Annotated in this window: 12 protein-coding genes and 1 pseudogene; 8 read left to right on the top strand and 5 right to left on the bottom strand. The window is 72.5% G+C overall.

Translation table 11 applies throughout. From position 1 onward, the window contains the following. The first annotated feature begins 2 nt into the window (after window positions 1-2). Together ABZ192_RS11110 and ABZ192_RS11105 are read left to right on the top strand one after the other, a co-directional pair. Window positions 3-434: an ATP-binding protein gene (locus ABZ192_RS11110; protein WP_356924221.1), complete on the top strand. Its 432-nt coding sequence runs from the start codon at window positions 3-5 to the stop codon at window positions 432-434. A 4-nt stretch (window positions 435-438) separates the two neighbouring features. Beyond that, window positions 439-1,119 carry a VOC family protein gene (locus ABZ192_RS11105; protein ID WP_356924220.1) on the top strand — a complete coding sequence of 227 codons (681 nt, stop codon included), beginning with the start codon at window positions 439-441 and terminating at the stop codon, window positions 1,117-1,119. Between the two features lie 10 nt (window positions 1,120-1,129). Here the strand turns inward: ABZ192_RS11105 and ABZ192_RS11100 are convergent, their stop codons facing one another. Next, entirely contained in the window at window positions 1,130-3,181 is a 2,052-nt protein-coding gene (locus ABZ192_RS11100; RefSeq protein ID WP_356924219.1) for a phosphatase PAP2 family protein, read from the bottom strand. A 323-nt stretch (window positions 3,182-3,504) separates the two neighbouring features. Between ABZ192_RS11100 and proP the strand changes: the two genes are divergently transcribed. Together proP and ABZ192_RS11090 are read left to right on the top strand one after the other, a co-directional pair. Further along, entirely contained in the window at window positions 3,505-4,842 is a 1,338-nt protein-coding gene (gene proP / locus ABZ192_RS11095; protein ID WP_356924425.1) for a glycine betaine/L-proline transporter ProP, read from the top strand. 104 nt (window positions 4,843-4,946) lie between these two features. After that, on the top strand, window positions 4,947-5,618 hold the full coding sequence (locus ABZ192_RS11090) for an O-methyltransferase (protein ID WP_356924218.1): 672 nt from the start codon (window positions 4,947-4,949) through the stop codon (window positions 5,616-5,618). Window positions 5,619-5,627: 9 nt separating this feature from the next. On the opposite strand, the gene ABZ192_RS11085 is transcribed toward ABZ192_RS11090, so the two are convergent. Further along, window positions 5,628-6,020 (bottom strand): hypothetical protein, encoded by a 393-nt coding sequence (locus ABZ192_RS11085; RefSeq protein WP_307174893.1) that lies wholly within the window; start codon window positions 6,018-6,020, stop codon window positions 5,628-5,630. A gap of 100 nt (window positions 6,021-6,120) precedes the next feature. On the opposite strand from ABZ192_RS11085, the gene ABZ192_RS11080 reads away from it, so the two are divergent. Further along, window positions 6,121-6,528 (top strand): DUF1992 domain-containing protein, encoded by a 408-nt coding sequence (locus ABZ192_RS11080; RefSeq protein WP_356924217.1) that lies wholly within the window; start codon window positions 6,121-6,123, stop codon window positions 6,526-6,528. A gap of 21 nt (window positions 6,529-6,549) precedes the next feature. On the opposite strand, the gene ABZ192_RS11075 is transcribed toward ABZ192_RS11080, so the two are convergent. Together ABZ192_RS11075 and ABZ192_RS11070 are read right to left on the bottom strand one after the other, a co-directional pair. Continuing rightward, window positions 6,550-7,089 (bottom strand): hypothetical protein, encoded by a 540-nt coding sequence (locus ABZ192_RS11075; RefSeq protein WP_356924216.1) that lies wholly within the window; start codon window positions 7,087-7,089, stop codon window positions 6,550-6,552. 5 nt (window positions 7,090-7,094) lie between these two features. After that, a complete protein-coding gene (locus tag ABZ192_RS11070; RefSeq protein WP_356924215.1) occupies window positions 7,095-7,811 on the bottom strand; it encodes a hypothetical protein in 717 nt (238 codons plus the stop codon). Between the two features lie 158 nt (window positions 7,812-7,969). On the opposite strand from ABZ192_RS11070, the gene ABZ192_RS11065 reads away from it, so the two are divergent. After that, window positions 7,970-8,461: a GNAT family N-acetyltransferase gene (locus ABZ192_RS11065; RefSeq protein WP_356924214.1), complete on the top strand. Its 492-nt coding sequence runs from the start codon at window positions 7,970-7,972 to the stop codon at window positions 8,459-8,461. A 20-nt stretch (window positions 8,462-8,481) separates the two neighbouring features. On the opposite strand, the gene ABZ192_RS11060 is transcribed toward ABZ192_RS11065, so the two are convergent. Continuing rightward, a complete protein-coding gene (locus ABZ192_RS11060; RefSeq protein ID WP_356924213.1) occupies window positions 8,482-10,548 on the bottom strand; it encodes an MFS transporter in 2,067 nt (688 codons plus the stop codon). Window positions 10,549-10,726: 178 nt separating this feature from the next. Between ABZ192_RS11060 and ABZ192_RS11055 the strand changes: the two genes are divergently transcribed. Both ABZ192_RS11055 and ABZ192_RS11050 read left to right on the top strand, forming a co-directional pair. After that, window positions 10,727-12,748, top strand: coding sequence for a peptidoglycan-binding protein (locus tag ABZ192_RS11055; protein WP_356924212.1), 2,022 nt, complete (start codon window positions 10,727-10,729; stop codon window positions 12,746-12,748). Window positions 12,749-12,789: 41 nt separating this feature from the next. Continuing rightward, a pseudogene (locus ABZ192_RS11050) lies at window positions 12,790-13,223 on the top strand (chloramphenicol phosphotransferase). The last annotated feature ends 8 nt before the right edge of the window (window positions 13,224-13,231 follow it).

Below are 13,231 nucleotides of genomic sequence, written 5' to 3'. Positions count from 1 at the left end.
CCGTGAACGAATACATTCCCGCCCAGTACACGATGCGCCTTACCGTCGGTGAACACGCCCCCCGCCACGTCCGCCGTATCGTCCGCTCCTTCCTCGAAGAGTGGCGCATGCCCGAACTGTCGGACGCCGTCGAGCTGGGCGTGACCGAGCTGCTGGCGAACGTCGTACAGCACGTCCCGGACCGCCGCTGCGCACTGCTGTTGCTGCGGCAGCCGGCCGGAGTACGCGTGGAGGTGACGGACGGCTGCGATCGGCTGCCCTGCTCACCCGCCTCGCCGGACCCGGAGGCGGAGGGCGGCAGGGGGCTGCTGCTGCTCGACGCGATGGCCGACAAGTGGGGCGTGTCGCTGTGGCGCGGCGGCGGAAAGACCGTGTGGTTCGAATGCGCGTCGCCTAGTGGTGACTGGGTTTGTCAGACCCGCGAGCTACGTTGAGCGCATGACCGAACACATGAGGCCGCAGCAGTTCCACGAGAGCGTCGGCGTGGAGGACTGGCGCGTCGTGGGCGAGGGGGCGTGTGCGTACTTCCGCACCGGATCGTTCGCGGTCGGCGCCCGGTTCTTGCAGGCGATCGGTGAGCTACCGGGAGTCGGGGACGATCACCCGGATGTCGACGTGCGGCGGGAGGGCGTGACCGTACGGCTGATCACGGTCACCGACGACTACTACGGGCTGACCGAACGGCACGTCGAGCTGGCCCGGAAGATCTCGGCGGTGGCCCGCGCGCTGGGCATACCGGCCGACCCGTCCGCCGTGCAGACCGTCCAGGTCACCATCGATGCCCTCGCAGGTCCCGACGTGGTGGCGTTCTGGCGTGCCCTGCTCGGCTACCAGGACCGCGCGAACAGCGGCGAGGACCTGATAGACCCGCGCCGCCGCGGAGCACCGTTCTACTTCCAGCAGATGGACGCACCGCGCCCGCAGCGCAACCGGGTCCACGTCGACGTCTGGGTGCCGTACGACCAGGCCGAGGTCCGGATAGCAGCGGCCCTCGCGGCCGGCGGCCGCCTGGTGAACGACGCCGACGCGCCGTCGAACTGGGTGCTGGCCGACCCCGAGGGCAACGAGGCGTGCGTCGGTGCGGCCGGCCCGCCCAGGACGGCCACCGACCGCCCGTGACACCGATCGTCTAGGCGCGGACTTCGGACGGAATGCGTCGAGGACCGGTTTCGGTGGCCGTCCTGGGGCCCGTCAGTACGTACACGAGACCGAAGCCCGCCGCGGCCACCAGGGCCCCGCCCACCGCGTCCAGCACCCAGTGGTTCCCGGTCGCCACGATCGCGGACAGGGTGAACAGTGGGTGCAGCATCCCCAGGGCCTTGATCCACCGGCGGCGGGCCAGGACGGCGATGACCACGCCGCACCACAGTGACCAGCCGAAGTGCAGGGACGGCATCGCCGCGTACTGGTTGGTCAGGGACGTGAGCGTGCCGTAGTCGGGCTGGGAGAAGTCCTGGACGCCGTGGACGGTGTCGACGAAGCCGAGTGTCGGCATCAGACGGGGCGGGGCCAGCGGGTAGAGCCAGAAGCCGATCAGGGCGAGCAGGGTGGCGAAGCCCAGGGCGGAGCGGGCCCAGCGGTAGTCGGCCGGGCGGCGCCAGTACAGGACGGCGAGGACGGTCAGCGGGGCGATGAAGTGCAGCGACACGTAGTAGAAGTCGCAGAAGTCCCGCAGCCAGCCGATCGTGACGACGGTGCGGTTGGCCCAGTGCTCGACGTCGATGTGCAGGGCGCGTTCCAGGCCGAGGATCTGCCGGCCGTTCTCCTCGGCCTCGGCCCGGCCGGCCGAGTTGCTGCCGCCGGTCGCGGCGAGCCGGACCTGGGCGTAGGCGGCGTAGGTGACCCGCAGGAGGAGCAGTTCCAGGAGGAGGTTCGGCCGGGTGAGGACCCGGCGCAGGACGGGCGCGAGCGGGACGTGCCGGAAGCGGGCCGGGGCGGCGGGGGCGTACTCGGGCGGGAGCGGCGTCCGGTAGTGCGGGGAGGTGCGGGAGAGGAACGGCACGGCCGTGGCGGCGGCGAGGGCGGCGAGCAGGACGAGGTTGGTGCCCAGTGGGTCCAGCGCCCGCATCTCCGGAAGCAGCATCCTTGTCGGCAGGGTCATGACCAGGACGACGGCGACCGGCCAGACGTACCGGTCACCGGCGCGTCTTCCGGCCCGTCCGACGATCGCGAGCAGCACCCACAGCAGCTGGTGCTGCCAGGCCGTGGGCGAGACGACGATCGCGGCGCAGCCGGTGACCGCGACCGCCAGGAGGAGCTGACCGTCGTCGACGTAGCGCACGGCGCGGCGCAGGGCCAGGACGGCGACGGCCGCGCCGAGCGTCAGGAAGAGCGCGATCTCCAGGGGGCCGGTCAGACCGAGCCGGAGCAGGGCGCCGTGCAGGGACTGGTTCGCGAGGTCGTCGGCCGGGCCGCCGAGACCGACGCCCGCCAGGTGGTGGACCCAGTAGCGGTGGGAGTCGTGCGGCATCGCCGCCCAGGCCAGTGCGGTGCAGGCGGCGAAGGTGACGCCGGTGGAGAGCGCGGCGCGTGTGCGGCCGGTGCACCACAGCAGGGGCGTGAAGAGCAGCAGGGTGGGCTGGAGCGCTGCCGCGACGCCGATGAGAAGGCCGCTGGTCCGCTGACCGCGGGCGGTGAAGCAGCCCAGCAGGACGAGCAGGACCGGGATGATGCTGGTCTGGCCGAGCCACAGGGTGTTGCGGACCGGCAGGGACAGCATGAGCAGGCTGATGGCGACGGGCGCTGCCAGCAGGGCAGTGCGGCGGCCGACGGGCTGGGGCAGGGCGCGGGCGGCGACCAGGCCGAGGGCGACGACCAGCAGCAGCGTGCCGAAGGTCCAGCCCCAGCCGAGGGCCTGTTCGGCCGCTCGGGTGAGGGGCTTGAGGACGAGGCCGTTGAAGGGGGTGCCGGTGAAGCGGGTCGAGTCGTAGAGCGAGCCGTTCACGTGCAGGACGCCGTTCGGCCCGACCCAGGTCTTCAGATCCGTCAGCCGCTCGCCGCGAGGGGTGCCGAGTACGACGGTGACCTGGCGTGCGACGAGGGCGGCGACGATCAGCCACAGCGCGAGACAGGCCATGCGCAGGGGTGCGCGGGTGGGCGTGCGGGTGGGTGTGCGGGTCCGGCCGACGGCTGTCGCTCCGAAGGCTTCCGCCGGTCGTCCGCTGCGCTCCGCATTCGCCACGCCTCGTCGACCCTTTACCCGGTATGCCCCCCTTCGTCCGGTTGACGATAGTGCGGGAGGCGCGCGGTTGCCTCTCGCGACGCGAGAAGGATCACATCAAGATCTCGTGGGAACCGCTCCCAGCCGGGCATACGTGCCTGCATAGCCGGTGTTTAGATGCATCCTGCAACGAAGGGCGTACCGCCCGTACAGGGCTTTTCTTCGCCTATCGTCGCTTTTCGGCCCGTACGACAGCGCCGCCGCGCGGACCGCGTCCCTGTCCCCGTCGAAAGGTAGGCGAGCGAGTCTTGTCGACTGTCTCAGTCGTCGCTCCCGCGTCCGGCCTGAAGAGCCGCGCAGCGAAATCCCGCGAGACCACCGTCACCGACCCCGCGCTCGTCAAGCGCGCCGTGAAGGCGGCGGCGCTGGGCAACGCGATGGAATGGTTCGACTTCGGTGTCTACAGCTACATCGCGGTCACGCTGGGCAAGGTCTTCTTCCCCTCGGGCAACCCCACCGCACAGCTGCTCTCCACGTTCGGCGCCTTCGCCGCGGCCTTCCTGGTCCGTCCCCTCGGCGGCATGGTCTTCGGCCCGCTCGGCGACCGCGTCGGCCGCCAGAAGGTCCTCGCGCTCACCATGATCATGATGGCGGCGGGCACCTTCGCGATCGGCCTGATCCCGTCGTACGCGACGATCGGTGTCGGCGCGCCGATCCTGCTCCTGGTGGCCCGCCTCGTGCAGGGCTTCTCCACCGGCGGCGAGTACGCGGGTGCCTCCACGTTCATCGCCGAGTACGCCCCCGACAAGCGGCGCGGCTTCCTCGGCAGCTGGCTGGAGTTCGGCACGCTCGCCGGCTACATCGGCGGCGCGGGCCTGGTCACGGTGATGACGGCCCTGCTCTCCGCCGACGACCTGACCTCCTGGGGCTGGCGCATCCCCTTCCTGATCGCGGGCCCGATGGGCATCATCGGCCTCTACCTGCGGCTGCGCCTGGAGGAGACCCCGGCGTTCGCGGCCGAGGTCGAGAAGGCCGAGACCCACCGCCCCAAGGTGCCGCTGCGCGAGATGATCACCGGCCAGTGGCGCGCGCTGCTGCTCTGCGTAGGCCTGGTGCTGGTCTTCAACGTCACCGACTACATGCTCCTGTCGTACATGCCGAGCTACCTGACCGGTCAGCTCCACTACGACGAGACGCACGGCCTGCTCGTCGTGCTCGGCGTGATGGCCCTGATGATGATCGTCCAGCCGTTCGCCGGCGCGCTGACCGACCGGGTCGGCCGCCGCCCGGTGATCGCCACCGGCTGCGCGGGCTTCCTACTGCTGTCCGTCCCTGCCCTGCTGCTGATCCGCGAGGGCAGCCTGCTCGCGGTCGCCCTCGGCATGGGCGCCCTCGGCCTGCTGCTGGTCTGCTTCACGGCGGCCATGCCCTCGGCGCTCCCGGCGCTGTTCCCGACGAAGGTCCGCTACGGCTCCCTGTCCATCGGCTTCAACGTCTCCGTGTCCCTGTTCGGCGGGACGACGCCGCTGGCGGTCACGGCCCTGATCGGCGCCACCGGGAACATGATGATGCCCGCGTACTACATGATGGCCGCGGCCGTCATCGGCGGTTTCGCGGTGTGGCGCATGGCGGAGTCGGCCGGGCGCCCGCTGCCGGGTTCGGCACCGTCCGTGGCCGGCTGAGACACGCCGGGGGGAAATCCCCCTGACAGTGCACCGGTGCACCACGTATCTTCGTCACGCCAGTAGTTAGGGATGCTAACTATGCGTACGAAAGGTAGAGGTGCATGAGCGAGTCGCACGTCTGGGACGAGGTCGACGCCTACTTCACCGCCCGCCTCGCCCCTGACGACGAAGCCCTGGCGGCCGCCCTGCGCGACAGCGACGCCGCCGGGCTTCCGCACATCAACGTCTCCGGCAACCAGGGCAAGCTCCTCCAGCTCCTGGCCCAGATCCAGGGCGCCCGCCACATCCTGGAGATCGGCACGCTCGGCGGCTACAGCACCATCTGGCTGGGCCGGGCCCTGCCCGCCGACGGGCGGCTGGTCTCCCTGGAGTACGACCCCAAGCACGCCGAGGTCGCCGTCCGCAACATCGCCCGCGCCGGCCTGGACAAGCTCGTCGAGGTCCGGGTCGGCCCGGCCCTGGAGTCCCTGCCCAAGCTGGCCGACGAGAACCCGCCCCCCTTCGACCTGGTCTTCATCGACGCCGACAAGGCCAACAACCCGCACTACGTGGAGTGGGCCCTGAAGCTCACCAGCACGGGCAGCCTGATCGTCCTCGACAACGTCGTCCGCGGCGGCCGCGTCACCGACGCGGCGAGCACGGCACCGGACGTGGCGGGCACCCGCGCCGCGATCGAACTGATCGGCAGCCACCCGCGGTTGAGCGGCACGGCCATCCAGACGGTCGGCATGAAGGGGTACGACGGGTTCGCGCTGGCACGGGTGCTGGCCTGACCCTCGGCGTCACACCTCGTGGAAGAAACCGACGTTGACGCTGCGCGGGGCGGTGCGGTCCTGGACGATGACCTCGCCGCTGCCGCCCCTGGGCAGCGGGACGGTGCCGCCGTAGGCGAGGGGCTGGACGTACTCCCCGACCGTGAGCCGGACTTCGGAGGACGGGTCGGGCTGGGAGCCGCGCAGCCAGGTCAGCTGCCAGGTCCCGTCGGGCCCGCACAGGAACTCCAGGTGGACGCGGGAGACGAACAGCCAGTCGTCCGGCGTGGAGAGCCGGCACACCGACTTGTCACGGCCCACCCGCAGCACGGCACCCGGCTCGCTGGGCGCGTCGGCCATGAGCATGCCGGCCGTGGCACCCTCCTCCGCCGCGGACACGGCGGCCATGGTGAGTTCGAGCACGTGCGCTCCTCCTGAGACGTCCTGATGGGTCTGTCGGACAGGCCCTAAGCCCGCCGCATGATAGAACGCCCGGCCGCACGGTGTCCGGCACAATGGGTTCATGACCGAGCGAAAGCCACCCGGCGTCGACTTCGAGTCCTGGGTCGACAAACAGATCCGTGACGCGGAGACACGCGGCGAGTTCGAGCGGCTGCCGGGGGCGGGCCGACCGCTGCCGGCCGATGTGGATTCCACCTACGACGAACTGTGGTGGGTCAAGCGGAAGATGGCCCGCGAAGGCCTCTCGGTCCTGCCGCCGACGCTGGCCCTGCGCAAGGAGGCGGAGGACGCGCTCCTGGCCGCGTACGCGGCGCCCTCTGAGCAGGCCGTCAGGAAGATCATCGGCGAGATCAACGACAAGATCCGCGACATGATGTTCAAGCCGCCGCCCGGGCCCCCGCTCGGAAAAAAGCCGTACGACGTCGAGGACGTCGTACGGCAATGGCGGGAGCGCCGGGCGGGCCGGTGAACGGGGCTCGGAGCACCCGGCTCACACGTGCAGCAGCCGCTCCGCCAGCTCCCGGTAGTCCTTCAGGGCCAGCCGGAGCTGCTCGGTGTCGCCGCTCGACACGGGCTTGCCCTCGCCGCCCTCCACCGCCTGCCAGGAGTGGCGCAGGGTGCGGCGGCGCTGCGTCACGGCCTCGGTGAACCGGGCCGTGATCTCCTCCAGCACGTGGTCGGCCTCCTCGACGGCGGCCCGGGGCGCGTCGACGAACTCGGCGACGGCGTGGTGCAACTGCGAGGTGAGTTTGTCGGACTCGTCGTGGGGGAGCAGGTGCGCGGACGTGCCGTGGGAGCCCTGGGAGGTGACGCCTTCCCGTTCCTTGCCACCGGCGAGGCCGGTGCCCCGGCCGGTTCCGTGACCGGTGCCGTGGCCGGTACCCAGGGCGGTCTCACCGCGGGCATCGGGGTCGGCGGAGGAGCCACGGGTGCCGGGGGTGTGGGAGGTGGTGCCAGGGGTGACGCGAGTGTCAGAGGTGACCTGCGCGTCACGCGTGTCGTCGCCGGGCGGTCGGGTCATGTCGGACATCGATCTCAACTCTCCTTCGCCTGACGTCGGTGCATCGCCCACGGCATGTGTCCGCCGCGGCCGGCGGTGGCCTTGCGGCCGCCGTTCAGCCCGGTCTTGTGCCGTCCGCCCTCATGGCGTCCGCCCAGGTGCGGGCCGGCGACGTGGCCTCCGCCGTCGTGGCGGGCAGGACGCACCAGCTCCTCGAACAGGGCGCGGGCCGCCACCATGGCCTCACGCATGTCTTCCGTACCGGTGCCGCCGTCCCGGGCGTCGTCCGCGCGCAGGTGCGCCGCGCGGTGGACGCGCCGGTAGCCGTCCACGTGGTGGGCGTGGTGCACGGACAGCGCGGCGAGCTGTTCCTCGTACTGCCCGCCGTCCGGGAAGCCCCGGGCGCCGGCGAGCTCCGCGAGCAGCCGGTCCGCCTCGGCGACCGCCTCCCGCGGCGAGTCGACGAACCGCTCCTGAGCGGCCGTCCAGCGCGCCTCGTACTGCTCGCGCTGCGCCGGCTCCAGCGCGCGTTCGCGCAGCTCACCGTGGCGCTCCACGCGCTCGGCCAGCTCGCGCTCGGCGGCCTTGGTGTCGCCGTCGTGCCGGGCGACGGCCAGGTCGTACTCGGGTCCGAAGCGCCGCTTCAGGCTCGGGCCGCGCCGAGCCCCTCGGGCGCGCAGGGTCATGGCGGCCGCGATGATGACGACGACCGCCGCGATCACGATCAGTGCAATGATCAGGCCAGTGGACATGAATGCCTTCCGGGTTCTCGGCCCAACCGGCTCTCCTCGCGAGCCGGTTCGCCGACCGGGTAGCCCGGAAGCAGGCCCCCAAACGGCGCCCGGGCCCGGACGCCTCCGGGGGTTATCGGGTTGCGGACCCGCTGCGGTCCCCGCGGAGAATGCCGGTCATGACCTGGACCGTGGCACCGGAACCGTACGACTCCCCCGTCGCCGCCACCCTGTGGCGGGCGTACTACACCGAGGTCAGCGACCGCTGGTACCTGCTGCACGAGGGGCGCCGGACCGACCCGGACGAGCTGGAGCGGGAGATCGCCAAGGAGCCGGGCGCCGATCTCGCCCCGCCCGGCGGGCAGTTGCTGGTCGCCCGGTACGGCGGTGAGCCGGCCGGCACCGCGGGCGTACGGCTGGTCGACGGCACGACCGCTGAACTCAAGCGGGTCTTCCTACGGGAGGCGATGCGCGGCAAGGGCGGTGCCGCGCTGCTGGTCCGGGCCGCCGAGGAGGCCGCCCGCGCACTCGGTGCCCGGCGGATGATCCTGGACACCCGCGGTGATCTCGTTGAAGCCCGCGCCCTCTACGCCCGGCTCGGCTACGAGGAGACCGAGCCGCACAACGACGACGTGTACGCCGAGCACTGGTTCGCCAAGCACCTCACCTGAACCAGGAGTTCCCTTCTCTTTCACAACGTCCGCTCCACCGGCCGCTCGGCATAGGGCCGCTCGGCATACGGCCGCTCCCGCCGCGAGCCGCACAGTTCGCCGTTCAACTCCCGCACGAGTTGGACGAGGTCGGTCGGACGGTCCGGCCCCCACCAGTCGCCGAGCAGCTCGGCGAGGGACGCCTCACGGGCCTCGGCCAGCCGCCCGGCGACCTCGCGTCCCCGGTCGGTCAGCACCATGTCGAGGCCCGTGCGCACGGCCAGCCCGCGCTCCTCGACCTGGCGCACGGCCGCCATGATCACGGACAGCGACACGGGCATCCGCTCGGCCAGCACGGCCGGCTCCACCGAGCCGTACCGCCTGATCCGCAGCAGCAGCCAGCTCGCCGCGGGCAGCAGGTCGTAGCCCGCCCGGGCGGTGATCTCCCGGTAGATCTCGCGCCGCCCCGCGCGGGTGCCGAGCACCGACAGCGCACGGCACACCTCGTCGTACGAGGACCGCTCGACGGGGTTGCTGGCCAGGGTCTCCGTGACGTCGGGCGCGGTGACCGAGCCGCGCAGCCGGTCCTCCTTCAGGAACCAGGCCAGCACGAAGCCGAGGAGCGCGACCGGGGCGGCGTACAGGAAGACGTCCGTGATGGCCACGGAGTACGCGTGCAGGGCAGGCGGGCGCAGGCCGGGCGGCAGGGCGGCGATGCCGCGCGGATCGGCCTCCAGTGCGCCCACGGAGACGCCGGGCGGCAGCGGGGTCCCCCGGAGGGCGTCCGTGAGCTGGTCGCCGAGCCGGCCCGCGAAGACCGTGCCGAAGACGGCGACGCCGAACGAGGCGCCGATGGAGCGGAAGAAGGTGGCGCCGGAGGTGGCGACGCCCAGGTCCTCGTACGGGACGGCGTTCTGCACGATGAGCACGAGGACCTGCATCACCAGGCCGAGGCCGAGTCCGAAGACGAAGAAGAAGCCGCTCAGCTCGGCGGTGGAGCTGTGCTCGTCGAGCTGGTGGAGCAGGAGCAGCCCGAGGGTGGTGACGCCGGTGCCGGCGATCGGGAACACCTTCCAACGGCCGGTCCGGCTGACGATCTGCCCGGAGGCGGTGGAGGCCAGCAGCAGCCCCAGCACCATCGGCAGCATGTGCACACCGGACATGGTCGGGCTGATGCCCTGCACGACCTGGAGGAACGTCGGCAGGTAGACCATCGCGCCGAACATGGCGAAGCCGACGACGAAGCTGATCACGGCGGCGAGCGCGAAGGTGCGCACGCGGAAGAGTTTCAGCGGCAGGACGGGTTCGGCGGCCCGCCGCTCGACGGCCACGAAGACGACGGCGAGGGCGACGCCGAGCACCGCGAGGGCGACGATCTGCGCGGATCCCCAGCCCCAGGTCGTGCCCCCGAGGGAGGCGACGAGCACCAGGCAGGTGGCGACGGCCGCGATGAGGAACGTGCCGAGGTAGTCGATGACGTGCCGCTGCGTCCGGCGCGGGATGTGCAGTACGGCCGCGATCACGGCGAGCGCGACGACGCCGACGGGCAGGTTGACGTAGAACACCCAGCGCCAGCTCGCGTGCTGGGTGAACAGCCCGCCGAGCAGCGGCCCGAGCACGCTCGTCGCCCCGAACACGGCCCCGAACAGCCCTTGATACCGCCCGCGTTCACGAGGCGGCACGAGATCCCCGACGATGGCCATCGACAACACGATCAGCCCGCCGCCGCCGAGGCCCTGCACGGCCCGGAAGGCGATGAGCTGCGTCATGTCCTGCGCCGCGCCGCACAGCGCGGAGCCGACGAGGAAGATCACGATCGCCGTCTGGAACAGCCGTTTCCGGCCGTACTGGTCGCCGAGTTTGCCCCACAGCGGGGTCGCGGCGGTCGCGGCCAGCAGATAGGCGGTGACCACCCAGGACAGGTGATCCATGCCGCCGAGGTCGCTGACGATGGTGGGCAGCGCGGTCGACACGATGGTCTGGTCGAGGGCGGCGAGCAGCATGCCGAGCAGCAGGGCGCCGATGGAGACCAGGACGTTGCCGGGCACCTGTTCCCGGACGGCGGCGCCCTGGTCCGATGCCTTCGTGGCGTGCGCATGCCCGGCCATGAGACCTCCCGAGGGTCCTGTGACATTTTCCATCGTGACCGGTGTGACGTGTTATGGCCCGCCGAGTCCTTTTGGAAGCTTTCATTCCGGGAGCTGGCCGTCCGCGCTGTGGAGAAGATCTGGATAATCTCTGGAGTTCGCGAGGGGAGCTGGAATTCGCGAGGGGAGGGAGGAACGCGTGGAACAGCCGAACGGCCACCCGTGCCCGGAGTGCGGCACGCCCAGACGGCCGGACAACACCCCGTCCTGCACCTGCACGCACCGCGCCGCAGAGGCCCTCCGCAACGCCCGCACCACGGAGGCGGCGGCAGCGGAGGACTTCGACCCACTCCGCATCCGCCCGTACGTCGAACTCACGCCCGACACTCCGGCACGGTCCCCCGAGGACGAGGACACGCCGGGCCGCCCCACGCGGGCAGCCGACGCCGCCCCGCCGCGACGCCCCCACCCGTCCACGCCCTCGCCCACGACAGCCCAGGGCCCCGAGCAGCCCACCCGGGCCGACGACACCCCACGGCGACCCCACACGGACGGCAGGCCCACGCCTACCGGGGCCTCCCACGCCGAGAACCCCGCGGCGACCCCCGAAGGCGCCCGGCGACCGACCCGCGCGGACGCCCCGCCCACGCCTTCGCAGGCGACGACCCACGGCCCCGAGCAGCCCACCCGGGCCGACGACACCCCGCGGCGACCCCACACGGACGGCAGGCCCACGCCTACCGGGGCCTCCCACGCCAAGAACCCGGCGCCGACCCCCGAAGGCGCCCCGCGCCGGACGCCCGGGCTACCGGCCGACGGCGCCCCGCGACTGTCCCGAACCCATCCGGCCGGGCCTCGGCGTGCCGACGGGCCCGCACAGCCGTCCGGGGCGGACGCACCCACCCCGCCCCCGCGCGCCCAGACCGCGCCCGCCGACGCCCCCGCCCAGGCTGCCGGCCCCCGCGCGGACGTTCCGACCACGCTCTGGCACGCGAAGGGCGTGGGCCCCGAGCAGCCCACGCCACCCGAAGGCACCCCCAGGCAAACCCACGCGGGCGGCTCGCTCTCGCCCACGGACCCCATGGAGCCCGCGCGAGCGAGCGAAGGCGCCCCGCGACGAGCCCCCGGGCGTACCCCTGACAACACCCCGCGACCGGCCCAGACCCATCCGACGGAGCCCCGGCACGCCGACGAGCCGTCCCCGGCGAACCGTTCCGCCTCGCCCCGGTACGGCCAGGCCTCGCCTGCCGACGCTCCTGGCCGGGCGGCCGACGACGCCCCGCGACCGGCCCAGACCCACACCGGCCAGCCCGCGCAGGCAGCCGAGGGCGCTCCGCGACGGCCCGTGACGAACCCCGGGCAGACCTCGCGCGCCGAAGGCGCTGCGCCGCCGTCCTCCCCCGCCGACGCGACCATGCCCCTGCGCCCGATCGACCCGGACGCGACCACCGTGCCGCCGACCTCCCCGGATACCTCCGTCCTGCCGACCCCCCTGGCCCCCGCCGCGACCGAGCCCAGCGTCACCGACCTGCGGCTTTTCGACGGCATGGGAGGACCCGGCCGGGGCAGGCCGGAAGCGGACGAGTTCGGCCGGAGGCCCCGGCGTCGGCGGCGTGGCGTGCTGCTCGGTGTGGCCGCCGGGGCCTGTGCCGCCGTCGTGGCAGCGGCCGGGCTCGCGAGCGGGATGTTCTCCTACGAGGCGCCGTCCCGGGACACCGCGCTGCCGGACGACCTCCGGGCCAGCGTGCCGGACGCCCCGTCGAGCAGCCCCGCGTCCACGCCACCGGCGCAGAGCGCCCAGGTCACGCCGTCGGCCCCCGCCGCACCGCCGCCGTCGCCGTCGGTCAGCAGGAGCCCGTCGGCCTCCCCGTCGCCGTCCGCGTCGAGTGCCTCGCCGAGCCCATCGCAGTCGGCATCCCCGTCGACGCCCTCGGCGTCCGCCACGGCCACCGGTCCCGGGAACGCACCTCCCGGCAACTCCCGCCAGAGCGGCGGCCCCACCGTCCTGCGCCTCGGCGACCGCGGCCCGGAGGTCACCGAACTCCAGCTCCGGCTACGCCAGTTGTACCTGTTCGGCGAGGACCCCGACGGCGACTACGACGGCCGGCTCGAGGAGGCCGTCCGCAATTACCAGTGGTCACGCGGCATCCAGACCGACGACCTCGGCGTCTACGACCGGGAGACGCGGGCCAAGCTGGAGTCGGAAACCAAGAAGCCGTGACCACCGCGGCCGCCCTACTGTGACGCCGAACTACTCAGGTGATGGTGCTCAACGGCGGTTCCAGTTCGGGCAAGTCCGGGATCGTCCGGTGTCTGCAAGAGGTACTGCCCGACCCGTGGCCGGCGGGGTGAGCGTCGGCGCGGAGTTCCGCGCACTGGACGCGGCCTGGACCGAGGGCATCGCCGCGGTGGCCGGAGCCGGCGCCGGGATCGTCGTCGACGACGTCTTCCTCGGCGGACCGCACTCTCAGGAGCGCCGGCGGAAGGCCCTGGCCGGACTCGACGTGCTGTGGGTCGGCGTCAGGTGCGACAGCGCGGTCGCCGAGGGCCGTGAGATCACCCGAGGTGACCGCGTCCGGGGCATGGCCGCGTCCCAGGCACAGCTCGTGCACGAGGGCGTGCACTACGACCTGGAGGTGGACACCACCCACACCGAGGCCCTGGAGTGCGCGCGCACCATCGCCGCCCACGTCTGACCGACCGG

Origin of the sequence: Streptomyces sp. NPDC006235, from assembly GCF_040613735.1 — a bacterium.
Classification (GTDB): domain Bacteria; phylum Actinomycetota; class Actinomycetes; order Streptomycetales; family Streptomycetaceae; genus Streptomyces.
The sequence above is the reverse complement of the archived record's forward strand: the minus strand, read 5'-3'. Positions and strand labels throughout refer to the sequence as shown.